Raw genomic sequence first — 21,306 nt, forward strand, 5'->3', positions numbered from 1 at the left:
CGATCAGAGGGTGGGCTGTCAGGCGACGGTGACGCTGACCTCGTTGATGCCCCGGCCGGCGGTGACGGCGGTGTCGCCGTTGCCGTGTCGGGACAGCGCGCGCAGCGTCCAGGAGCCCGGCGCGGCGAAGAACCGGAACTGGCCGGCGGCTGAGGTGACGACCTCGGCGGTGAACTCACCGGTCGAGTCGAGCAACCGGACGTACGCGCCCGCCACGACCTCGTCCGCCTCGGAGCGGACGATGCCGGTGATCACGGTTTCCTTCTCCAGGTCCAGGCTGGCCGGCAGCGGCGCGGCCTGGTCCGGGGCGGCGCAACCCGCGGTGGTGGGAGCAGTCATGGTCAGGCCTCCCCGGGCTCGTCGCCGAGCGCGACCGGCACGCCGACCAGCGAGCCGTACTCGGTCCAGGATCCGTCGTAGTTCTTCACGTTGCGGTGACCCAGCAGCTCCTGGAGCACGAACCAGGTGTGCGAGGAGCGCTCACCGATCCGGCAGTAGGCGATGGTCTCCTTGCCGTCGTCGAGCCCCGCGTCCCCGTAGATCCTGCGCAGCTCGTCGTCGGACCGGAAGGTGCCGTCCTCATTGGCCGCCTTGGACCACGGGACGCTGATCGCGGTGGGGATGTGCCCGCCGCGCTGCGCCTGCTCCTGCGGCAGGTGGGCGGGGGCGAGCAGCCGGCCGGCGAACTCGTCGGGGCTACGCACGTCGACCAGGTTCTTGGTGCCGATCGCGGCGACGACCTCGTCGCGGAAGGCCCGGATGGAGGTGTCCGGCTCCTGCGCGACGTACTGGGTCGCCGGACGGGTAACCGCGTCGGTGACCAGCGGGCGGGCGTCCAGCTCCCACTTCTTGCGACCGCCGTCGAGCAGCTTCACGTCGCGGTGGCCGTAGAGCTTGAAGTACCAGTAGGCGTACGCGGCGAACCAGTTGTTGTTGCCGCCGTACAGGATGACGGTGTCGTCGTTGCTGATGCCGCGCTCGGAGAGCAGCGCCTCGAACTGGGTCTTGTTGACGAAGTCCCGGCGGACCTGGTCCTGCAGGTCGGTCTTCCAGTCGATCTTGATTGCGCCGGCGATGTGGCCGGTGTCGTAGGCCGAGGTGTCCTCGTCGACCTCGACGAAGACGACGCCCGGGGCGTCGAGGTTCTTCTCGGCCCACTCGGCCGAAACGAGTGCGGTGTCGCGACTCATCGAATCACTCCCTGGTGAGGATGGATGGTGAGCCAACGCGCGAATATCGATGGGTTTGACTGTCGCACCGCGCGCGGGACCCAGCAAAAGGACGGGATCACGGGTTCGTGCGACGGCGCCGCTGCCGGGCGTTCGGTGGGATCACCGGAGGGTACGAGAACCCTGCGTGCCGGTGGCCGCCGTCAGGCGGCCGAAAACAGCCCCGCCGTCAGATGACGGGGCGACACAGGCAGGTGGCCACGCGGCACAGGTCGACCGCGCGCCGTTTGGTGAGGTGGGTCCCCATGGCCACGGAGCCTACCAGCCAGTGACCGTGCTGCCACTGGGTCGACCAGCATCCGGGAATCCAGGGCCGACCGCCGGCGTCCCTCCGCCCGGCGGCCGGCTGGCCGATCAGCTCGCGGAGTTGATCGGCACGTTCTTCGCGTCGGCGGTGACCGCCAGCCCTTCGGGCAGCGGCCGGACCTCCCGAACGGCGAGCTGGAAGGGAAGGTCGGGCAGGGGCACGTCGATGGAGATGCCCTTGGCGTAGTTGTTCAGCAGCGCGCGGGCCAACGGCAGGTTCGGCAGGCCCTCGGCGTCCAGGTCGTTGAAACGCAGCGCGACGGCGCCACTCTTGGCGACCGTGACGTCGGCGGTGCCGCTGACGGTGAGCGTCTGGCCGAGGATGTCGACCGGGGCGGTGACGGCGAGCTTGCCGCCCTGCTCACCGAGGGTGAGCCCGGGCCGGTCCAGCAGCGCGGCGAGACTCTCGTAGCTGATCGTGCCGGTGCCGTTGACCGTGTCGGCGACAACGTCGCCCTGCCCGGTGCGCAGAGTGTCCAACGAGGCCCGCACGTTGCGGGCGTCCACGTCCAGCACCAGCAGCCGCACGGCGTCGCCCTCAACCGAGGCCTGCACGTCCCGCAGCTTGATGGAGATCCGCTGGTACCGGCCGTCTAGCACCTGGGTCAGGAACGGAGTTCCGCCGACCTCCACATCGGGCGCGGCGGCCTGCGCGCCCTGCTTGGTGACCTCCTGGCTGACCCGGTCGGCGATGGCCCGCTCGGCCACCCCGACCGCCACCCGGTCCGCGATCACCAGCAGCCCTGCCATCAGCAGGAGCAGGACGACCAGGCCGATGAGCAGCTTGCGACCGCGCCGTCGGGGCCGGGCTCCGTCCGCCGGATACTCCTGCGCCACGCCGCCTCCTGTCTCCGCCCGCCGCTTGCGGCGGATCGTCGGTACCGGTTGCCGCAGCGCGGCGCACCACCCGTAGGTACCCGACCGGTCCCGGGCTCAACCGTGACTCAGAGAAAGAGCATGCACATGGCGTACGCGGCCGGCGCGGCCAGGGCGAAGCCGCCGAGCGGACCCTGCATGTGCCGGGCGACCCACATGGTGGGTGGCTCGCCGGCCATCAGCCGGCCCGCCTCCGCGTACCCGACGGCGAGGTCGGAGAGGACGGCGGTGACCGCCGCGACCAGGCCGATCACCGCAGCCCGTGTCGGCGTGAAGGGTGCCACCAGGTAGCTGCCGAGCATCGCGCTGACCAGCGTGCCGACCATCGCGCCGGCAACCACGCCGGCGGCGCCCCGGGGGACCTGCGGGGCCAGCCGGGGCCAGGGCAGCACCGCGTCGGTGAGCCGGGCGACGGTCAGCGCGACCCCGCTCGCGGTCAGGCAGACCGTGATCGCCTGGGTGCCGGCCGGGATCCTGCTGAGCACGATCAGGGTGCCGAAGGCCACCACTCCGACCACGATGAGCAGCGTGGCGCCGAGCGAGTCGGTGACCCGGACCCGGTCGACCCGTCGGACCAGCTGGCCGAGCACCGCGGCGAGGAACCCGCCGGCCGCCAGGTAACCCAGGGGCGCCAGGCCGGCGACGTCGGTCTGCACCGCGGCGATGTCGACGACCGCGGCGACCGCGGCGCTGACCCCGGCGACCAGCAGCAGCGCCGGTGGACGCATGGCCATCGTCCAGGCGAGCACGAACAGCAGTTGGACGCCGAAGATGATGAAGGCGAACGGCAGCCGGTGACCGGGGCCCGAGGTCTGCGCGCCGAGCACCAGGCCGACACCGAGCAGTGCGGCGAAGCCGGCGATGGTCAGCGCCAACGAACGGCGCACCTCGACCGGGGGTACGACCTCCTCCTCCGGCTCGTCGATCTCGTCTTCGGAGCGGCGGGCCGGCTCGCCGGCGCGGCGTGCCCGGCGGGGCCCACCCCGCTCGCGGCGGTTGCCGTCGATGACAGGCGGGCCGGTACGCGGCGCAGGCGGGTGACCACGGGTCGGTGCGGCCGGGCCCGGGCGGGGCCCGTCGGGCCACGATTCGCGGCCGGCGTCGGGCGAGGTGGAGGGAAACACGCCCCGATCGTGCCAGACCGACCGCCCGACGCGGTGGTCACGGGTTTCAGCAACGTTAAAACCTGTGCCACGATCAGGGGCAAGCTGGACAAACGGGAAATTGCCTGACGGCACAGCCAAGGCGATCGGTTAGGCTCAACGCGTTACCCGCCCGTCAGCGACGCCGGGACCACGCAATTTCTCAGCGCACTCCCCCGTGAGTGTGTCTGGTCGCGCGCGGCCGAGCGCCGCCGGGACGGAGGTGATCGTGGAGATCCTGCTGCTGGTGACCGCACGCGCAGGGGAACCGTCCGCTGTTCTGCCGGCACTCGACCTGCTGCCGCACTCGGTCCGCACCGCACCGCGCGACGTCCGCACCCTGGTCGCGGGCCCCAGCCCCGACGCGGTGCTGGTGGACGCGCGGTCGGAGCTGAGCGAGGCCCGGGCGACCTGCCGGATGCTGCACGCCACCGGGCTCGGGGTGCCGCTGGTCGCGGTGGTGACCGAAGCCGGCCTGATCGCGTTGAACGCGGACTGGGGCGTCGACGACGTCATCCTCGCCGCGGCCGGCCCCGCCGAGGTGGAGGCGCGACTGCGGCTGGCGGTGGGCCGGCTGAGCAACGCGACCGCTGGCGCCGGCGGCTCGATCCGGGCCGGCGAGCTGACCATCGACCCGGACACCTACGCGGCCAAGCTGAAGGGGCGCCCGCTCGACCTCACGTACAAGGAGTTCGAGCTGCTGAAGTTCCTGGCCCAGCACCCGGGCCGGGTGTTCACCCGGGATCAGCTGCTGCGCGAGGTCTGGGGCTACGACTACTTCGGCGGCACCCGCACGGTGGACGTGCACGTCCGACGGCTGCGCGCCAAGCTCGGCTCGGAGTACGAGTCGATGATCGGCACCGTCCGCCAGGTGGGTTACAAGTTCGTCGTACCGCCCTCGCGGTCGCTGCCCGAGGCGGAGCACGCGCCGCTGCCCGTCTGATCCGCACCCAGGCGGGGAACGATTCCCTGTATGCCCTTTTTGCACAGCTCGTCAGTTCTATTCTGACTGCCGGGTTTGTCGGAGAAAGGGGCGACGGTGCGCGCAGTGACCACGGGGACCACGGGCCGGCGTGACCGGTCAGCCAGGCGGAAGCCGTGAAGTGGAGCAACCCGACCGTCCGGGCGGCGGGGATCGTGGTGTTGGTGGTGACGGCGCTGCTCGGCTCGGCGTACGTGCTGGGCCGGAGTCTCATCCCCGACCAGCCTCAGCGGCAGGGGACCGGGGTCAACACGAACGCCGACGGGCCGTACTACGCCGACCAGCCCACCGACGACGCGTCCAGCCCGGCCCCGACCACCAGCAGCGGCCCCGCCCAGGCCGGTCAGGACGGGTCGGGGCGGGACGCCGAGGGCGAGAAGCTGTTCGGCGCGCACTCCACCACCGGCACTCCACGACTCGCGCTGACCTTCGACGACGGACCGGACCCGCGATACACCCCGCAGGTGCTCGCCACGCTGCGCGATTTCGACGTCAAGGCCACGTTCTGTGTGGTGGGCGAGAACGCCCAGGCCCACCCCGATCTGATTCGGGCGATCGTGGCCGATGGGCACACCCTCTGCAACCACTCCTGGCACCACGACGTCACCCTGGGCAATCGTTCGGCGGACACGATTCGCGCCGACCTGTTGCGGACCAACGAGGCGATCCGGGCAGCGGTGCCGGACGCGCCGATCGTCTGGTATCGCCAGCCCGGCGGCGCCTGGACCTACCCCGTGGTGTCGATGGCGCAGCAGCTCGGCATGACCCCGCTGCACTGGTCGGTGGACCCGGCGGACTGGGAGGCCCCCGGCGCCTCCAAGATCGCCGCGTCAGTGCTCACCCAGGCCGAGCCAGGATCGGTGGTGCTGCTGCACGACGCGGGTGGGGACCGGCAGGGCACGGTGGACGCGCTGCACCGGATCCTGGCCGACCTCACCGGACGGTTCGAGCTGGAGGCGCTGCCCACCGACCCGACGTGAGCCGGTCGGGGATCCCGGCCGACCGTCGTCCCCGGCGACTACGGTGACGGGATGAGCAGCGCGGAGCCGACCAGCGACCAGGTGACCCGGACCGACCGACTGGCCCCGGCGGAGATCGCCGACGTGCTGGCCCTGTCCCGCTCCGCGGGCGACACCGACGGCGCGGACCCGCTCGACGAGCACGTCCTGCTCCGGCTTCGTGATCCCGGTGCGCCGGCCGTGCACCTGATCGCCCGCGCCGACGACGGCACCCTCACCGGGTACGCGCACCTGGACACCACCGACCCGGTCGGCGGGATCGGGGTGGAGCTGGTGGTGCACCCCGCGTACCGCCGGAGGGGCACCGGGCGGGCGCTGGTTCGGGGCGTGCTCGCCTCGGCCACCGGGCCGCTGCGGGCGTGGGCACACGGCGACCACCCGTCGGCCGCCGCGCTCGCGGTCGACCTCGGGTTCACCCGGGTGCGGGTGCTCTGGCAGCTACGCCGGCCACTGGCCGCCCCGCTGCCCGAGCCGCGGCTGGACGACGGGGTGGTGCTGCGCGCGTTCCGGCCGGGCGCGGACGACGCGGCCTGGCTGGCCCTCAACGCGCGGGCCTTCGCCGAGCACCCCGAGCAGGGTCGGTGGACCTCGGACGACCTGCGGGTCCGCCTCGCCGAGCCGTGGTTCGACCCGGCCGGCTTCCTGCTCGCCGAGGAGACCGCCACGGGCCGACTGCTCGGCTTCCACTGGACCAAGGTGCACGAGCGCCCGGGGTCGGCCCGGATCGGCGAGGTGTATGTGCTCGGCGTGGAACCGACCGCGCACGGCGGCGGGCTCGGCCGGGCGCTGACCACCGCCGGGTTGGCGTACCTGCGGGACCGGCGAGGGCTGGACCGGGTGATGCTCTACGTGGACGACTCGAACACCGGCGCGGTGGCGCTCTATGAGCGGCTGGGCTTCGCCCGCTGGTCTGCGCACATCAACTACCACCTGGGCTGACCAGCGGAGTTGACCTCCGGGCAGCCGCTGCGACCGGGTCACCGGGGGGTAACGGCCACGCGTCGGCGGGATAACGCCCAACCGGATATATGACCATACTTCCGACAGGTGTACCCGAGTTCACTTAACGGACAACCCACCCTCAGCAAGCGGTCACCTCGAGGGGCGTACGTGTTCACCTCGCGTTCACTTGCGACCGGCGAACCGGCTACCTGGCACTTCTAACTTTCGTGTCAGCCGGTCAGTGCCGGTCCTCGGGCCCCGGGATCGGGGCGCCAAGTCAGACGCGAAGGGAAACCCCTCAGGTGAAGCTCCAGCGGTACGGCACTCTTGCCTGCCTCGCTCTCGCCGCGACGCTCGGTCTCAGTGCATGCGGCTCGGACAACAACGAGCCCACCTCCAGCGCCAGCGCTTCGGGCTCGGCCGCCGCGGTCGACTGCGCCACCGGCACGCTGAACGCCCAGGGCTCGTCGGCGCAGAAGAACGCCATGGCCGAGTGGATCAAGGCGTACCAGCAGAAGTGCCAGGGCACCACGATCAACTACGAGCCGACCGGCTCGGGCGCCGGCATCCAGGCGTTCATCGCCGGGACTGCCGACTTCGCCGGCTCCGACTCCGCGCTCAAGCCGGAGGAGCAGCCGCAGGCTGACGCGAAGTGCGTCGGTGGCAAGGCCATCCACCTGCCGATGGTGATCGGCCCGGTTGCCGTCGCCTACAACGTCAGCGGCGTGGACAACCTCCAGCTCAAGCCGGCCACCCTGGCGAAGATCTTCGCCGGCAAGGTCACCAAGTGGGACGACGCGGCGATCAAGGCCGACAACCCGGGCGCCACCCTCCCGGCGACCACCATCCAGACCGTCCACCGTTCGGACGAGTCGGGCACCACCGACAACTTCACCAACTACCTCTCGAAGACCGCCGAGGCCGACTGGACCCTCGGTAAGGCCAAGCAGTGGAAGGGCCCGGGCGGCACCGGCGCCAAGGGCTCGGACGGTGTGGCCAGCTCGGTCAAGGGCGCCGACGGCTCCATCGGCTACATGGAGTGGTCGTTCGCCGAGAACGCCGCTCTGAAGATGGCCAAGATCGGTAACGGCAACGGCGAGTTCGCCGCGCTGACCGCCGAGGCGGCCGGCAAGACCATCGCCGGCGCCAAGGTCGAGGGCCAGGGCGACGACCTCAAGCTGTCGATCGACTACAACACCAAGGAGGCCGGGGCCTACCCGATCGTCCTGGCGACGTACGAGATCGTCTGCAGCAAGGGCCTCCCGGCCGACAAGCTGCCGCTGGTCAAGGGTCTGCTGGGCTACGCCGCCAGCACCGAGGGCCAGGCTGCCATGACCGAGTTGGGCTACGCCCCGCTGCCGGAGAGCGTCCGCACCAAGGTCGAGGCCGCAGTCAAGAACATCTCCTGACCGACACCACTCCGCAACCGAATCGAGCGAGCAGATGGGTGACACCCCTCCCCGCTCGGCCGACGCCGGCACCGGCGGGACGCGCGTGACCCAGAGTCACGAGTGGCCCGCCGGTGCCTCGGCGCGTGTGGCCGAGGCACCAGTCAGCACCCGTCCCCCGGGCGGCACCGGGCTGGGCGGCGGCGGCGCGCTGCCGCGCAGCCGTAAGTTCGGCGCCGAGCGGGCCTTCCGCGGTCTCACCCTGGCCGCCGGCACCGCCGTTCTGGTCATCATCGCCGCCATCGCGATCTTCCTGGTCGCCAAGGCGGTGCCGGCCCTGCGCGCCAACACCGAGAACTTCTGGTCCTACGAGGGCTGGTCCCCCAACGAGACGCAGCCAAAGTTCGGCATCGGTGCGCTCGCCTTCGGCACCGTGCTCAGCTCGGCTCTGGCGCTGCTCATGGCGGTACCGGTCGCACTCGGAATCGCGCTCTACCTCTCGCACTACGCGCCCCGCCGGCTGGGCACCGCGCTCGGCTTCCTGGTCGACCTGCTCGCCGCCGTGCCGAGCGTGGTTTTCGGCCTCTGGGGGCGGGACATCTTCATCAACCCGGTCCGGGATTTCTCGGTCTGGCTGAACAAATACTTCGGCTGGCTCCCGATCTTCGGCGGCGACGGCCCGTTCGGTAAGTCGATCATGCTGGGTGCCCTGGTGCTCGCGATCATGGTGTTGCCGATCATCACCTCGCTCTCCCGCGAGGTGTTCCTCCAGACGCCGACCGCGAACGAGGAGGCCGCCCTCGCCCTGGGTGCCACCCGCTGGGAGATGCTCCGCACCGCAGTGCTGCCCTACGGACGCCCCGGCATCATCGCCGCGGTGATGCTCGGGCTGGGCCGCGCCCTCGGTGAGACCATCGCCCTGGCGATGACCCTCGGCATCACCTTCGGCGTCTCGTTCAACCTGATCCAGAACGGCGGCAACACCATCGCCGCCAACATCGCCAACGCGTTCGGCGAGGCGAACGAGACCGGCCGGGGCGCACTGATCGCCTCCGGCCTGGTGCTGTTCGCCATCACGCTGATCGTCAACATCACGGCGCGGGCGATCATCTACCGCCGCCGGGAGTTCACGGAGTCGGCCGCATGACCACAACCGTCACCTCCCACCGCACTCGTCCGCCGGCCCAGCCTCCCTCGCTGCGGGCTCGGCGGCTGCCCTGGTACGCCGCACCGGCCATCGCCGTGGCGGCCCTGGCGCTCTCCGCCGTGATCGTCTACGGCACCGGCACCGGCGGCCCGGTCCTCGTGGTCGCCCTCGGCGCGGTGCTCTACCTGGTCGGGCTCTTCGCCGCGGCGAACGCGGTCGAGGGGCGCCGGTCGGCCCGCAACCGCACCTGGAGCGCGTTGATCCACTCCGCGTTCGTGCTGGCGGTGCTGCCGCTCGTGTCGGTGGTCTGGACGCTGGTCAGCAAGGGCGCCGAGCGGCTGGACCTCAACTTCTTCCAGACCTCGATGAACAACATCGGGGCCCGAGACACCAACGGCGGCGCGTACCACGCGATCATCGGCACGCTGGAGCAGGTCGGCGTCGCCACCCTGATCACCGTGCCGCTCGGCATCCTCTGCGCCATCTACGTCGTCGAGTACGGCCGGGGCAAGTTCGCCTTCGCGATCCGGTTCTTCGTGGACGTGATGACCGGCATCCCGTCGATCGTCTCCGGCCTCTTCGTGCTGGCGTTCTGGGTGCTGGTCGTGTCGCCGTGGTTCAACGACGGCCGGCCGAGCTTCTCCGGCTTCGCCGCCGCGCTCGCGCTGAGCGTGCTCATGCTGCCCACCATCGTCCGGTCCACCGAGGAGATGCTCCGCCTCGTCCCGGCGCCACTGCGCGAGGGCGCCTACGCGCTCGGCGTACCCAAGTGGAAGACCATCCTGCGGGTGGTGCTGCCGACGGCGCTGCCCGGCATCGTCACCGGCGTGATGCTCGCCATCGCCCGTGCGGCCGGCGAGACCGCGCCGGTGCTACTGGTCGCCGGCGGCGGTGCCGCGATCAACACCAACCCCTTCGAGAACAACCAGTCGTCACTGTCCCTCTTCGTCTACCAGCAGGCCGGCGACGCGTCGAGGTACGCGCCGGCACGGGCATGGACCGCGGCACTCACCCTGGTCGCCCTCGTGCTCATCCTGACGATCGGGGCGAAGCTGCTGGCCCGTCGTAACAGGCTCAGCCGATGAACCCCGGAGGTTCCACCATGGCCAAGCGCGTCGCAGCCTCGAACGTCACCGCCTACTACGGCGGCTTCAAGGCGATCGAGAACATCAACCTGACCGTCGAGCCGAAGACGGTCACCGCCCTGATCGGCCCGTCCGGTTGCGGCAAGTCCACCTTCCTGCGGTCGATCAACCGGATGCACGAGGTGCTGCCGGGGGCCCGGGTCGAGGGCAGCCTGACCATCGACGACCAGGACATCTACGACCGGGACGTGGACGTCACCGCGGTTCGGCGCATGATCGGCATGGTCTTCCAGCGGCCGAACCCGTTCCCCACCATGAGCATCTTCGAGAACGTGGTGGCCGGGCTGAAGCTCAACGGCGTCCGGAAGAAGTCGATCCTGGAGGACGCGGCCGAGAAGGCACTGCGCTCGGCGAACCTGTGGGACGAGGTCAAGGACCGGCTGGGCAAGCCCGGCGCGGGCCTCTCCGGCGGTCAGCAGCAGCGGCTCTGCATCGCCCGGACCATCGCGGTCGAGCCGCAGGTCGTGCTGATGGACGAGCCCTGCTCGGCCCTGGACCCGATCTCCACGCTGGCCATCGAGGACCTGATGTTCCAGCTCAAGGACAAGTTCACGATCATCATCGTGACGCACAACATGCAGCAGGCCGCCCGGGTGTCGGACCGGACCGCCTTCTTCTCGATCGAGAAGACCGGCGACCCGGGCCGGCTGATCGAGTACGACAACACCCAGAAGATCTTCAGCAACCCGAGCGTGAAGAAGACCGAGGACTACATCACCGGCCGCTTCGGCTGAGCCGTCCGCAACCGGTCACCGGCGCCCCGCCCACCCGGCGTGGGCGCCGGTGTCGTATCCGACGCCGCCCGTGCGCCGCCACCTCCAAGATCGTGCTCGAACATGGAAGTAGTGGCCTCCGTCGCACGACGACCCCACTACTTCCTGGATCGAGCGCGATCTTGGCGGGAGGGCGCGGCGGGGTGGGGCGGGGCGGGGTGCTCAGCCGAGCACGAAGCGGGGCTCGCCGTCGGGCGGCAGGTCCAGGCGGGGGGTGATCGGGGTGGCGGCGTCCCGGCTGGCCGCCGCTCGCGCCACTCCGGCCAGATCGCCGGCCGCCGCCACCTGGGCCAGCGTGACCAGGGTCGGCGGCAGCATGGTCAGCTCACCCGCCTCGGCCCGGGCCAGCGCGTCCGCCGGGCGAACCCACAGGGTGTGGTCGGCCTCGCCGGAGACGTCCCGGGTCCGCTGCCCCTCAGGCAGCAGGGCGACGAAGAAGTACGTGTCGAAGCGGCGCGGCTCGAACTCCGGCGTGATCCACCGACTCCACGGCAGCAGCAGGTCCGACCGCAGCGTCAGGCCCCGGTCGGCGAGCAGCGCCGCGAAGCCCAGCCGACGCCCCTCCAGGTCCTGCCGGGCAGCTTCCCAATCGTCGCCGCTGACGTCGCCCACCACGGTCGCCGGGTCCGGGCCGGCGAGCAGCACGCCCGCCTCCTCGAAGACCTCCCGGGCGGCGGCGCAGACCACCGCCTGGGCGGCATCCGGAGCCACCCCGAGCCGCCCCGCCCACTCGCTCGGCGCTGGGCCGGCCCAGTCCAGGTGGGCCTCGGAGTCGGAGCGGTCCACCCCGCCGCCGGGGAAGGCGTACATCCCGCCGAAGGTCATCGCGGCGACCCGGCGGATGACGTACACCTCGAAGTCGGTGCCGGTCGGGCGGAGCAGCAGGACGGTGGCCGCGACCCGGGGCACCGCCGGGGTGCCGCCCTCGGCCTGGAACCGGCGGGCGTGCTCGACCAGGGCGGCCGGGGCGGCGAAACCGTCGCTGTCGATCGTCATGCCCGCGAGCCTAGTTCCCCGCGACGCGGCTACCGGGAGCGCGCCCAGCCTACAAAGCGGGTTCGGCGCCGCATCGGCGATGTCGGGTGTCCTGGTCGCGGGATAGCGCGATATCGCCGACACGGAGTCGATCACGATCAGGCGCGCGCCCCGGGCAGGCATGGCCGGCGAGCCGGCGGTTCACCTGGCTGGGCTAGCGTGCCGACATGACTCGTTGGGGCATCCTGGCCACCGGCCACATCGCCAGCCGTTTCGCCGAAGACCTCCGGTTGGTGCCGGACGCCGAACTGGTCGCGGTCGGCTCCCGCGCCGCCGACAGCGCGCAGCGCTTCGCCGAGAAGCACGACGTGAAGCGCGCCTACGCCTCCTGGGTGGAGTTGGCCGCCGACCCCGAGGTGGATGTGATCTACGTGGCCACCCCGCACGCCGCGCACTACGAGGCGGCCATGACCTGCCTGACCGCCGGGCGCCCGGTGCTGCTGGAGAAGCCGTTCACCCTCGACCTGGCCACCAGCGCCGAACTGGTGGACACCGCCCGTGCCGCCGGGACCTTCCTCATGGAGGCCATGTGGATGCGGACCAACCCGATGATCCTGCGGGTGGTGCAGCTGATCGCGGAGGGCGCGATCGGCACGGTGAGCAGCGTCCGGGCGGACTTCGGGGTGTCCGGGCCGTTCCCGGCGGAGCACCGCATGCGGGCCGCGGCGCTGGGCGGGGGCGCCCTGCTCGACCTGGGGGTCTACCCGATCAGCCTGGCCCACCTGCTGCTCGGTGTGCCGCAGCAGATCCGGTCCTGGGCGCAGCTCGGCCCGGAGGGGACGGACGAGAACACCGGCATCCTGTTCGGCTACGACACCGGCGCGCTGGCCACCCTGAGCTGCGGCATGGTCGGGTCGAGCGGGCAGACCGCCTCGATCACGGGCACCGCGGGTCGGATCGACCTGCCGGAGCCCTTCTTCCGGCCGGGTTCGCTGGTCCTGCACCGCGACGGCGCCGAGCCGGAGACGATCGCCGCCGACACGGTCGGTAACGGCTACCAGTACGAGGCGATCGAGGTGCAGCGCTGCCTGGCCGCCGGGCTGACCGAGAGCCCGCTGGTGCCGCACGCCACCACGCTTGAGGTGATGGCCCTGCTGGACGCCGTACGCGAACAGATCGGCGTGCGGTACGCGTGAAGGAAGGGCCCCTTGTCGGCTGACAAGGGGCCCTTCCGTTGTGGTGCGACGGGGTGCGGTCAGCCGAAGAGCGGCCGGACCAGCAGGTAGGTGAGGCAGGCGATCAGCGCGGCGGCCGGGAACGTGACGATCCAGGCGATCACGATGTTGCCGGCGACGTTCCAGCGGACCGCGGAGAGCCGCTTGGTGGCGCCCACGCCCATGATCGCCGAGGTGATCGTGTGGGTGGTGGAGATCGGCGCCTTCAGCACCAGGGCGTTGAAGTAGAGCACCGCGCTGGCCACCGTCTCGGCGGCGAAGCCCTCCGGCGGGCCCAGGTCGATGATCTTGCGGCCGAGGGTGCGGATGATCCGCCAACCACCGGCGTACGTGCCCAGCGCCAGCATCGTCGCCGAGGTCCAGAACACCCAGCCGGGGATGTGGGACTTGTCGTCCTGGAAGCCGCCCGTGTACAGGGCGAGAACCACGATGCCCATGGTCTTCGCGGCGTCCTGCATGCCGTGGCCGACCGACATGGCGGCCGCCGAGGCGGTCTGCGCCCACCGGAAGCCCCGGTTGAGCTTGCCCGGCTGCCCCTTCCGGAACAGCCAGAGGATGGCCAGCATCAGCAGGTAGCCGAGGGTGAGACCGACGATCGGCGAGAGCACCATCGGCAGGAGGACCTTCTCACCGATGGTGGCCCACTGCACGATGCCGCCGGTGGACAGCAGGGTCGCGCCGACCAGGCCGCCGAAGAGCGCGTGTGAGGACGACGAGGGCAGACCGAAGTACCAGGTGATCAGGTTCCAGGCGATGGCACCGAGCACCCCGGCGAAGACCACCCCGAGGCTGGCGACCCCGGTGGGCAGGGTGACCAGGCCGTCGCCGACGGTCTTGGCCACCCCGGCGCCGAAGTGGGCGCCGACGAAGTTGCCGACCGCGGCGAGCGCCAGGGCGATCCTGGGTGTCAGCGCCCGGGTGGAGACGCTGGTCGCGATCGCGTTGGCGGCGTCGTGGAAGCCGTTGGTGTAGTCGAACGCCAGGGCCACCGCGATCACCGCCAGCACGGCGATGAGTTCGGGGGTCACAGGCTCAGGACTCCTTGACGGCGATGGTCTCGACGGTGTTGGCCACGTGCTCGAAGGCGTCGCAGGCGGCCTCCAGCTCGTCGGCGACCTCCTTCATCTTCAGCACCGTCAACGCGTCGTACTCGCCGGAGAAGAGACGGACGAGCAACTGCCGGTTGATCCGGTCGCCCTCGTTCTCCAGCCGGTTGCACTCGATCCAGTAGTCCTCGAGGTCCTTCATCGACTTCAGCCGCGGCATCGCGTCGGCGGTCAGCTTGGCCTGCTGGTCGAGCACGTTCACCATCTCGTGCAGCTCGCGGGGAAGCGCCGGGAGCTCGGTCAGCCCGTACAGGTAGAGCAGGTCGCCGACCGCCTCCAAGTGGTCCATCACGTCGTCCAGCAGCGAGCCGAGCCGGTAGATGTCCTCCCGGTCGAACGGCGTGATGAAGGTCGAGTTGATCTTCTTGTACAGGTCGTGGGTGATCTGGTCGCTGTCGTGCTCGACCTCGGTCAACCGCTCGCTGACCGACTGCACATCGACGCCGGGCAGGGCCAGTTCGTTCAGCAACGCGGTGCCCCGGACCAGGTTCTGCGCGGCCCTGGTGAAGAGCTCGTAGAAGGCGCCCTCGGTGGGGCGGAAGGAAAACTTCACAGCACAGACCTCGTCGCGTCGGTGGAAGGGTGGCGGTGCCCGTCGGGTACCCGCCCGGTGAATGCTAGGAAACGGCGGAACGGCGAATTCGTCGGCCCACCCCTGGCCAGGCCGCATTCACCGGTCGTTCACCTGCTGTTCATCTCGGGCGTCCCACCCGCCCCCGCGTCCCCAGCACAGAGCCGCTCCCGCTCGTGCGCCACGTCGAAATCGGCAGCCGGATACCCCAGATCAAGCGTGTCGAACGTCTCCCGCAACAGGTGGGCCACCGCCCAGTCCCGGTACCACTTGCGGTCCGCCGGCACCACGAACCACGGCGCGGCGTCCGTGCCGCACCGGCTCAGCGCCTCGGCGTACGCGGCCTGGTAGTCGTCCCAGAGAGCCCGGGAGTCGACGTCCGACGGGTTGTACTTCCAGTGCTTGCGCGGGTCGGTGAGCCGCTCGAGCAGCCGCCCGCCCTGCTCGGCGTAGGAGATGTGCAGCATCACCTTGACCAGGGTCACCCCGCCATCGGTGAGCTCCCGCTCGAAGGAGTTGATGTCGTCATACCGGGCCCGCCAGGTGGCCTCCGGCACCAGCGAGCCGACCCGGGCGATCAGCACGTCCTCGTAGTGGGACCGGTTGAACATCCCGACGTACCCCGGTGGCGGCAGCGCCCGCCGGATCCGCCACAGGAAGTCGTGCCGCAGCTCCTGCGGGGTCGGCGGACCGAACGAGCGGATGTGCAGGCCCAGCGGGTTCATCGCGCCCGCCACCCGCTTGATCGTGCCGTCCTTACCGCCGCAGTCCATCGCCTGGAGCACCAGCAACACCCGACGTGCCGGCCCGTCCGACCCGGCCTTGGCCATCGCGAAGAGCATCTCCTGCTGGCGGCCCAACTCGCCGCCGACCGACTCCACCTGCTCGCGGGCCCAGGCCTTGCGGCGCTCCCCGGTCACCTCCGACGCCGGCAGACCGGGCGTGGACCGGGGGTCGATCGCGCCGAGATCCACCGGTGCGGTGACCCGCAGCAACTCCCGCACGGAGCCGCCGACGGGCGCCACGATCTGCGCTTGCTGGGGTGCGCTCATCCTCGGATCATCGCCCACCTGCCGGCCATCCGCCCGCCGAGCGCAGCCCTGCCCGGGCCGGCTGTCACGTTCGGGGCTGCCGGCGCGTCCAGTTGGCGGGAGGATGTACGCCGGGACGAGCCGGCCGGGGAGGGTGGTGGGTCGTGCAGGACCTGGCGACGGAGTTCGAGACCAAGCGGGGCCGGCTGCTCGCGGTGGCCCACCGCATGCTGGGCAGCCGCAGCGAGGCCGAGGACGCGGTGCAGGAGACCTGGCTGCGCTACGCCGGCGCGCTCGCCGACCCGGCGGCCCGCGCCGAGATCCGCGACCTGTCCGCCTGGCTGACCACCGCCTGCGCCCGGATCTGCCTGGACGTGCTCCGCTCGGCCCGGGTCCGGCGTGAGGCGTACCACGGGGAGTGGCTGCCGGAGCCGGTGGTGAGCCCGGTCGGCGCCACCCCGCCCACCGACGGGTACGCCCCCGACCCGGCGGAGCGGGCGGTGCGCACCGACCAGGTCGGCACCGCGCTGCTGGTGGTGCTGGAGCGGCTCGCGCCGGAGCAACGGGTCGCCCTCGTGCTGCACGACGTGTTCGCGGTGCCGTTCGCCCGGGTCGCCGACGTGCTCGGCACCACCGAGGCCGCCGCCCGGCAGCTCGCCTCCCGGGCCCGGCGGGCGGTCACCGCGCCGGACCTGCCCCGACACACCGCCGAGCCGGCCGAACAGCGCCGGGTGCTGGCCGCGTTCGTCGCCGCCACCGAGTCCGGTGAGCTGGATCCGCTGCTCCGGGTGCTCGCGCCGGATGTGGTTCTCATCGGCGACTCGGGCGGGCATTTCCCGGCCGCCCGCCGACCGGTGGTCGGCGCGGACAAGGTGGGCCGCTTCGCACTCGGTCTCTTCGGCCGGGCCGGCCGGTACGCCAGCCGGGTGCTGTCCCGGCCGGTGCTGGTCGACGGCGTACTCGGCCTTCAACTGGAGACGGTGCACACCGACGGCCGGCCGATCCGCCTGGTGACCGCGTTCGCCGTGGACCAGGGCCGGATCACCGCCATCTACAACCAGCTCAACCCGGAGAAGCTGACCGATCTGCCGCCACTGAACGACGACGACCACTGGCCGCCGCGCTGGTGAGCTGGCTCAGACCACCAGGGCCAGCCACTTGCGGTACGAGGTGGCGAACGGCTCGGTGCCGTCGCCGAGCGCGCCGAACAGCCACCGGGCCGCCGCCTCGGCCTCGACCACCACGTCCTCCGGGTAGCCGTACCGGGCCCGGTGCTCGGCGAACTCGTCCTCGTCGAGCAGCTCCACCAGGCCGGTGGCCCGGCGCCGGACCACGTCCAGGTCCAGGTCGATCAGATGGACCGTGTCGTCGGATTCCCAGCGGGCCGGGGTGGCGATGTCGCAGTAGACCTCGCTGGTCCGCGGCGGCGGGTTGAACATGCCCGTCCACCAGGCGTGGCGCGGCACCAGCAGGACGAACGGGATCTTCTCCACCGACGGACGGCCGTGGTAGACCGACTCGGTGCCCGCGGGGACGCCGAGCCAGACGCCGAGGTCGTCCTCGGCGAGCCGGCGGGCGGGATAGTCGCGGTGGGCGCTGCCGTCGTACTTGCGGTAGATCACTCGGACCACGTCGCTCGGCATGATTCGCACCCTAACCGATACTGCCCACGCGTCGTAGCACAGCTGTAACCGGACGGCGCCGGACGGGCCGGCCCACCAACCGGTACCGCGCCACGCGGGCGGATGGGCGCGGCCCGTGTCGGGCACGACGGGTACCGTCGCACGGTGACTCCGCCCCGCACCGCCACCGGTTCCGCCACCCCGTCGGCCCGTGCCGGGAGCCGGCGGCGGGGTGCCCGGCCCAGCGGCACCGAGCTGCTCGCGGCGGCGGTCGGCGCGGTGCCTGGCGGTGCTGCGCGCCCCGGCCAGCAGCAGATGACCACCGCGATCGAGGAGTGCGTGACCAGCGGCGAGCACCTGCTCGTCCAGGCGGGCACCGGCACCGGCAAGTCGCTGGCCTACCTCGCGCCGGCCCTCACCGTGGACGGCCCGGTGGTGGTCTCCACCGCCACCCTGGCGTTGCAGTCCCAGTTGGTCGACCACGACCTGCCCCGGCTGGCCGACGCGGTCGAGCCGCTGCTCGGCCGGCGGCCCACCTTCGCGGTGCTCAAGGGCCGCCACCACTACCTCTGCCTCGCGCGACTGGACAACTCCACAGAGGAGGAGCCGGAGGACACCCTCTTCGACACCCCGGCCGCCCGCCCCGGCGGCGGCACGAAATGGCTCGGCGAGGCGGGCCGGATGGGCAAGCAGATCGAGCGGCTGCGCGGCTGGGCGGAGAAGACCGCCACCGGCGACCGGGACGAGCTGGACCCGGGCGTCGACGACCAGGCGTGGCGGCTGGTCTCGATGCCGGCCCGGGAGTGCGTCGGGGCGACCCGCTGCCCGTTCGGGGCGGAGTGCTTCGCCGAGGCGTCGCGGGCACGGGCCCGCGAGGCCGACATCGTGGTGACCAACCACAGCCTGCTCGCGGTCGACATGCTGGCCGACCGGCACATCGTGCCGCCGCACAAGCTGCTCATCGTGGACGAGGCGCACGAGCTGGCCGACCGGGTCTCCTCGGCGGCCCAGGCGGAGCTGGTGCCGGATCTGATCGACCGGTCCACCCGGCGGGCCCGCCCGCTGCTGCGGCCGGAGACCGCCGAGGCGCTCACCGCAGCCGGCGACGCCCTCGCGGTCGGGTTGGCCGAGGCACCGGCCGGGCGGATCACCGCCGGGCTGCCGGCGCCGCTTCGCGAGGCGTGCACGCTGCTCGACGCGGCGACCCGCGCCGCGCTGGACGCGATCGGCGAGGTCAAATCCGACGATCCCGACCCGGTCCGCAAGCAGCAGGCCAAGGCGGCGTTGGACGAGCTCTCCACGACCGCGCAGCGGCTGCTGGAGGAGGCCGAGCATGACGTGGCCTGGGTGGAGAAGAACGACAGCGGCAGCCGGCGCGCACTGGTGGTCGCGCCGCTGTCGGTGGCCGGCACCCTCGCCACCCACCTGTACGACGAGCGCACCGTGGTCGCCACCTCGGCCACCCTGGCGCTCGGTGGCCGGTTCGACACGGTGGCCCGCGCCCTCGGGCTGGACGCGCCGCCGGTCCCGGCGTCCCCGGCCGCCGCCGCGCTGGCCGCCCGCACCGGCCCGGGCCGACCGGCCGCCGAGACGCCGGGCCGCCGGCTGGCCGACGACGCCATCCCGGGTGCCACCATCCCGGCGACCGAAGGTCCGGGCTGGCGGTCGCTGGACGTGGGGTCGCCGTTCGACTACGCCCGGCAGGGCATCCTGTACGTCGCGGCGCACCTGCCCCGGCCCAGCGTCTCCGGGCTGCCCGAGGCGGCCGGGGAGGAGCTGATCGCGCTGGTCGAGGCAGCCGGTGGGCGTACTCTTGGGCTCTTCTCCTCCCGGCGGGCCGCGCAGCAGGCGGCGGAGCTGCTGCGCGCGCGGACCGACCTGCCGGTGCTGCTGCAGGGTGAGGAGGCGCTGCCGCTACTGGTCCGCCGGTTCCGCGAGGAGCGCGCCAGCTGCCTGTTCGGCGTGATGTCGCTCTGGCAGGGAGTGGACGTGCCGGGCGACGCCTGCCAGCTCGTGGTCATCGACCGGCTGCCCTTCCCGCGGCCGGACGAGCCGCTGGCGGCGGCCCGCGCCGCGGCCGTGGACGCGGGCGGCGGCTCCGGCTTCGCCGCGGTCAGCGTGCCGATCGCGGCGGTCCGGCTGGCCCAGGGGGTGGGCCGGCTGATCCGGGCCACCGGCGACCGGGGGGTGGTCGCGGTACTCGACTCCCGGCTGGAGACCGCCCGCGGTTACGGGCCGTTCCTGCGTCGTTCGCTGCCGCCGTTCTGGTACACCACCCGCCCCGAGGTGGCCCGCGGTGCGCTGCAACGCCTCGCCACCGCCTGACCGCCCGCCACGCCCCCACGCACACCGCGCCGCAGCTCAAGATCCGCACAACATGAGCGAAAGAGTGGCCTCCGACAGCGGGGAGACCACTCTTCCCAGGAAACTGTGTGGATCTTGAAGTGGGCCGGCGGGTCAGGGAGCCTGTGCGGCGACGACCACGGCGTCCGGCGGGGTGTCCGGGACCGTTCGGGCGGCCAGCCTGCGGACCGCGGTGTTCAGCACCGCAATCAGCGGCACGGAGACCAGCGCGCCGGTGATCCCGGCGAGCACCACGCCGGCGGCGATGCCGATGATCACCGCGAGCGGGTGGAGGGCCACCGCCCGTCCCATGATCAGCGGCTGGAGCACGTGCCCCTCCAACTGCTGCACGCCGATCACCACGCCCAGGATGATCAACGCGGTGACCGGGCCGCTGTCGACCAGCGCCACCAGTACCGCCACGCCGCCGGAGAGCGCCGCACCGACGATCGGGATGAACGCGCCGAGGAAGACCAGCGCGGCCAGCGGGAAGGCGAACGGAATGTCGAAGATGACCAGGAAGATGCCGATGCCGACCGCGTCGATGAAGGCGACCAGCACCGTCGCCCGAACGTAGGCGACCAGCGTCTGCCAGGAGGCCCGGCCGGCGTCGTCGACCTTCCACCGGGCGGCCACCGGCAGCAGCCGGACCAGGAAGCGCCAGATCCGGCTGCCGTCGCGCAGGAAGAAGAACGTGGCGAAGAGCACCAGCAGCGTGCCGGTCAACACCTCGGCCAGCGTGGCGGCGGTGCTCAGCGCGCCGCTGGTGAACTTCGAGGTGTTGTCGTTGATCCAGCCCTGCGCCTCGTCGATGTAGCGGTCGAGCTGGTTGTCGGAGACGTGCAGCGGGCCCGTCTTCAGCCAGTTCTGGATCTGTCGGACGCCCTCCGAGGACTTCTCGCTCAGCTCCGGCACTCCCCGGATGAACTCGTTGACCACCAGGGTGAGCGTGCCGATCACCGCCGCCAGGCCGCCGACCAGCACCACCGCCGTCGCCAGCGACCGGGGCAGCCGGGCCCGCAACAGCCAGCCCACCGCCGGCGCGAGCAGCGCCGAGAGCAGTAGCGCGATGGCCAGCGGAATGATCACGATCTTGACCGTGCCGACGATCCGGAGCAGCGCCCAGGCCACCACGCCGATCACGATCAGCCGCCAGCACCAGGCGGCGGCGATCCGCAGCCCGTGCGGGACGTCGGCGTCGTCGCGGCTGGAGGTCGAGCTGTGCACGTCCACCGGAGGTTCCGCGCCGACGACCGTGGCCGTCGGCGGCGCGGCGGGCCCCGGCACGGCGGGCGAGGCCACCCCGACGGGCTCCGGGACGTCGCTCGACGCGCTCCGGTCGGCGCGCACCGAGTCCCGTCCTGACTGGTAAGCGCGGCGAACCCGCCCGCGTACCCGCTCGAAGCGGCTCAAGCGCACCTCCTGGCAGAGAAACCGGCCCGCCCACGACGACAGGTCGGACAGCATACGTCCG

At 71.8% G+C, this 21,306-nt stretch carries 21 protein-coding genes; 10 read left to right on the forward strand and 11 right to left on the reverse strand.

All coding sequences use genetic code 11. The annotated features are described in order from the left end of the window. Positions 1–18 precede the first annotated feature (18 nt). From ABZV00_RS03985 to ABZV00_RS04005, 5 genes are all read right to left on the reverse strand, one after another. Positions 19–339: a DUF1416 domain-containing protein gene (locus ABZV00_RS03985; RefSeq protein WP_328420892.1), complete on the reverse strand. Its 321-nt coding sequence runs from the start codon at positions 337–339 to the stop codon at positions 19–21. Between the two features lie 2 nt (positions 340–341). Continuing rightward, on the reverse strand, positions 342–1,190 hold the full coding sequence (locus ABZV00_RS03990; RefSeq protein ID WP_355601643.1) for a sulfurtransferase: 849 nt from the start codon (positions 1,188–1,190) through the stop codon (positions 342–344). Positions 1,191–1,398: 208 nt separating this feature from the next. Further along, the gene (locus ABZV00_RS03995) at positions 1,399–1,476 is read right to left on the reverse strand and encodes an Ms5788A family Cys-rich leader peptide (RefSeq protein WP_310503780.1); all 78 of its coding nucleotides are present in this window, start codon (positions 1,474–1,476) and stop codon (positions 1,399–1,401) included. Positions 1,477–1,583: 107 nt separating this feature from the next. Next, a complete protein-coding gene (locus ABZV00_RS04000; protein WP_355601645.1) occupies positions 1,584–2,372 on the reverse strand; it encodes a DUF2993 domain-containing protein in 789 nt (262 codons plus the stop codon). Between the two features lie 107 nt (positions 2,373–2,479). Continuing rightward, positions 2,480–3,535, reverse strand: a complete 1,056-nt coding sequence (locus ABZV00_RS04005; protein ID WP_328420898.1) for a hypothetical protein — start codon at positions 3,533–3,535, stop codon at positions 2,480–2,482. A gap of 241 nt (positions 3,536–3,776) precedes the next feature. On the opposite strand from ABZV00_RS04005, the gene ABZV00_RS04010 reads away from it, so the two are divergent. The 7 genes from ABZV00_RS04010 to pstB all read left to right on the forward strand — a co-directional run bounded on the left by ABZV00_RS04010 (position 3,777) and on the right by pstB (position 10,910). Next, positions 3,777–4,496 (forward strand): response regulator transcription factor, encoded by a 720-nt coding sequence (locus tag ABZV00_RS04010; protein ID WP_328426127.1) that lies wholly within the window; start codon positions 3,777–3,779, stop codon positions 4,494–4,496. 155 nt (positions 4,497–4,651) lie between these two features. Continuing rightward, the gene (locus ABZV00_RS04015; protein ID WP_355601648.1) at positions 4,652–5,515 is read left to right on the forward strand and encodes a polysaccharide deacetylase family protein; all 864 of its coding nucleotides are present in this window, start codon (positions 4,652–4,654) and stop codon (positions 5,513–5,515) included. A gap of 51 nt (positions 5,516–5,566) precedes the next feature. Beyond that, positions 5,567–6,493 (forward strand): mycothiol synthase, encoded by a 927-nt coding sequence (gene mshD / locus ABZV00_RS04020; protein ID WP_355601650.1) that lies wholly within the window; start codon positions 5,567–5,569, stop codon positions 6,491–6,493. 305 nt (positions 6,494–6,798) lie between these two features. Then, positions 6,799–7,905, forward strand: a complete 1,107-nt coding sequence (pstS, locus tag ABZV00_RS04025; RefSeq protein WP_328420904.1) for a phosphate ABC transporter substrate-binding protein PstS — start codon at positions 6,799–6,801, stop codon at positions 7,903–7,905. Positions 7,906–7,939: 34 nt separating this feature from the next. Continuing rightward, positions 7,940–9,031, forward strand: a complete 1,092-nt coding sequence (pstC, locus tag ABZV00_RS04030; RefSeq protein ID WP_355601653.1) for a phosphate ABC transporter permease subunit PstC — start codon at positions 7,940–7,942, stop codon at positions 9,029–9,031. After that, a complete protein-coding gene (gene pstA / locus ABZV00_RS04035; protein WP_328420908.1) occupies positions 9,028–10,116 on the forward strand; it encodes a phosphate ABC transporter permease PstA in 1,089 nt (362 codons plus the stop codon). The genes pstC and pstA overlap by 4 nt, the downstream gene beginning before the upstream one ends. Before the next feature lie 17 nt (positions 10,117–10,133). Continuing rightward, a complete protein-coding gene (gene pstB / locus ABZV00_RS04040) occupies positions 10,134–10,910 on the forward strand; it encodes a phosphate ABC transporter ATP-binding protein PstB (RefSeq protein WP_328420910.1) in 777 nt (258 codons plus the stop codon). A 201-nt stretch (positions 10,911–11,111) separates the two neighbouring features. Here pstB and ABZV00_RS04045 read toward each other — a convergent pair whose 3' ends face one another. Beyond that, entirely contained in the window at positions 11,112–11,945 is an 834-nt protein-coding gene (locus ABZV00_RS04045) for an NUDIX hydrolase (RefSeq protein ID WP_355601656.1), read from the reverse strand. A gap of 206 nt (positions 11,946–12,151) precedes the next feature. On the opposite strand from ABZV00_RS04045, the gene ABZV00_RS04050 reads away from it, so the two are divergent. Further along, a complete protein-coding gene (locus tag ABZV00_RS04050) occupies positions 12,152–13,120 on the forward strand; it encodes a Gfo/Idh/MocA family oxidoreductase (protein WP_355601658.1) in 969 nt (322 codons plus the stop codon). 59 nt (positions 13,121–13,179) lie between these two features. On the opposite strand, the gene ABZV00_RS04055 is transcribed toward ABZV00_RS04050, so the two are convergent. The 3 genes from ABZV00_RS04055 to ABZV00_RS04065 form a co-directional block, all read right to left on the reverse strand. Continuing rightward, positions 13,180–14,187 carry an inorganic phosphate transporter gene (locus ABZV00_RS04055; RefSeq protein WP_355601660.1) on the reverse strand — a complete coding sequence of 336 codons (1,008 nt, stop codon included), beginning with the start codon at positions 14,185–14,187 and terminating at the stop codon, positions 13,180–13,182. 4 nt (positions 14,188–14,191) lie between these two features. Next, positions 14,192–14,818 (reverse strand): DUF47 family protein, encoded by a 627-nt coding sequence (locus ABZV00_RS04060; RefSeq protein WP_053655020.1) that lies wholly within the window; start codon positions 14,816–14,818, stop codon positions 14,192–14,194. Positions 14,819–14,946: 128 nt separating this feature from the next. Continuing rightward, positions 14,947–15,888 carry a PPK2 family polyphosphate kinase gene (locus ABZV00_RS04065; protein WP_355601662.1) on the reverse strand — a complete coding sequence of 314 codons (942 nt, stop codon included), beginning with the start codon at positions 15,886–15,888 and terminating at the stop codon, positions 14,947–14,949. A 143-nt stretch (positions 15,889–16,031) separates the two neighbouring features. On the opposite strand from ABZV00_RS04065, the gene sigJ reads away from it, so the two are divergent. Then, complete coding sequence (gene sigJ / locus ABZV00_RS04070; protein WP_355601664.1) at positions 16,032–16,997, forward strand: RNA polymerase sigma factor SigJ; 966 nt, start codon at positions 16,032–16,034, stop codon at positions 16,995–16,997. A gap of 6 nt (positions 16,998–17,003) precedes the next feature. Here sigJ and ABZV00_RS04075 read toward each other — a convergent pair whose 3' ends face one another. After that, complete coding sequence (locus ABZV00_RS04075) at positions 17,004–17,510, reverse strand: DUF402 domain-containing protein (protein WP_328420921.1); 507 nt, start codon at positions 17,508–17,510, stop codon at positions 17,004–17,006. 102 nt (positions 17,511–17,612) lie between these two features. Between ABZV00_RS04075 and ABZV00_RS04080 the strand changes: the two genes are divergently transcribed. After that, positions 17,613–19,814: an ATP-dependent DNA helicase gene (locus tag ABZV00_RS04080; RefSeq protein ID WP_355601666.1), complete on the forward strand. Its 2,202-nt coding sequence runs from the start codon at positions 17,613–17,615 to the stop codon at positions 19,812–19,814. Between the two features lie 132 nt (positions 19,815–19,946). On the opposite strand, the gene ABZV00_RS04085 is transcribed toward ABZV00_RS04080, so the two are convergent. After that, positions 19,947–21,299, reverse strand: a complete 1,353-nt coding sequence (locus tag ABZV00_RS04085; RefSeq protein ID WP_355601668.1) for an AI-2E family transporter — start codon at positions 21,297–21,299, stop codon at positions 19,947–19,949. Between the last annotated feature and the right edge of the window lie 7 nt (positions 21,300–21,306).

This window comes from Micromonospora sp. NPDC005173 (assembly GCF_040608515.1).
Taxonomy (GTDB): Bacteria; Actinomycetota; Actinomycetes; order Mycobacteriales; family Micromonosporaceae; genus Micromonospora.

What these genes read in the sequence shown, in the direction of transcription:
- ABZV00_RS03985 (WP_328420892.1), bottom strand. Translation starts at nt 339, where the DNA reads ATGACTGCTCCCACCACCGCGGGTTGCGCCGCCCCGGACCAGGCCGCG.
- ABZV00_RS03990 (WP_355601643.1), bottom strand. Translation starts at nt 1,190, where the DNA reads ATGAGTCGCGACACCGCACTCGTTTCGGCCGAGTGGGCCGAGAAGAAC.
- ABZV00_RS03995 (WP_310503780.1), bottom strand. Translation starts at nt 1,476, where the DNA reads ATGGGGACCCACCTCACCAAACGGCGCGCGGTCGACCTGTGCCGCGTG.
- mshD (WP_355601650.1), top strand. Translation starts at nt 5,567, where the DNA reads ATGAGCAGCGCGGAGCCGACCAGCGACCAGGTGACCCGGACCGACCGA.
- pstC (WP_355601653.1), top strand. Translation starts at nt 7,940, where the DNA reads ATGGGTGACACCCCTCCCCGCTCGGCCGACGCCGGCACCGGCGGGACG.
- pstA (WP_328420908.1), top strand. Translation starts at nt 9,028, where the DNA reads ATGACCACAACCGTCACCTCCCACCGCACTCGTCCGCCGGCCCAGCCT.
- pstB (WP_328420910.1), top strand. Translation starts at nt 10,134, where the DNA reads ATGGCCAAGCGCGTCGCAGCCTCGAACGTCACCGCCTACTACGGCGGC.
- ABZV00_RS04045 (WP_355601656.1), bottom strand. Translation starts at nt 11,945, where the DNA reads ATGACGATCGACAGCGACGGTTTCGCCGCCCCGGCCGCCCTGGTCGAG.
- ABZV00_RS04050 (WP_355601658.1), top strand. Translation starts at nt 12,152, where the DNA reads ATGACTCGTTGGGGCATCCTGGCCACCGGCCACATCGCCAGCCGTTTC.
- ABZV00_RS04065 (WP_355601662.1), bottom strand. Translation starts at nt 15,888, where the DNA reads ATGAGCGCACCCCAGCAAGCGCAGATCGTGGCGCCCGTCGGCGGCTCC.
- ABZV00_RS04075 (WP_328420921.1), bottom strand. Translation starts at nt 17,510, where the DNA reads ATGCCGAGCGACGTGGTCCGAGTGATCTACCGCAAGTACGACGGCAGC.
- ABZV00_RS04080 (WP_355601666.1), top strand. Translation starts at nt 17,613, where the DNA reads ATGGGCGCGGCCCGTGTCGGGCACGACGGGTACCGTCGCACGGTGACT.
- ABZV00_RS04085 (WP_355601668.1), bottom strand. Translation starts at nt 21,299, where the DNA reads ATGCTGTCCGACCTGTCGTCGTGGGCGGGCCGGTTTCTCTGCCAGGAG.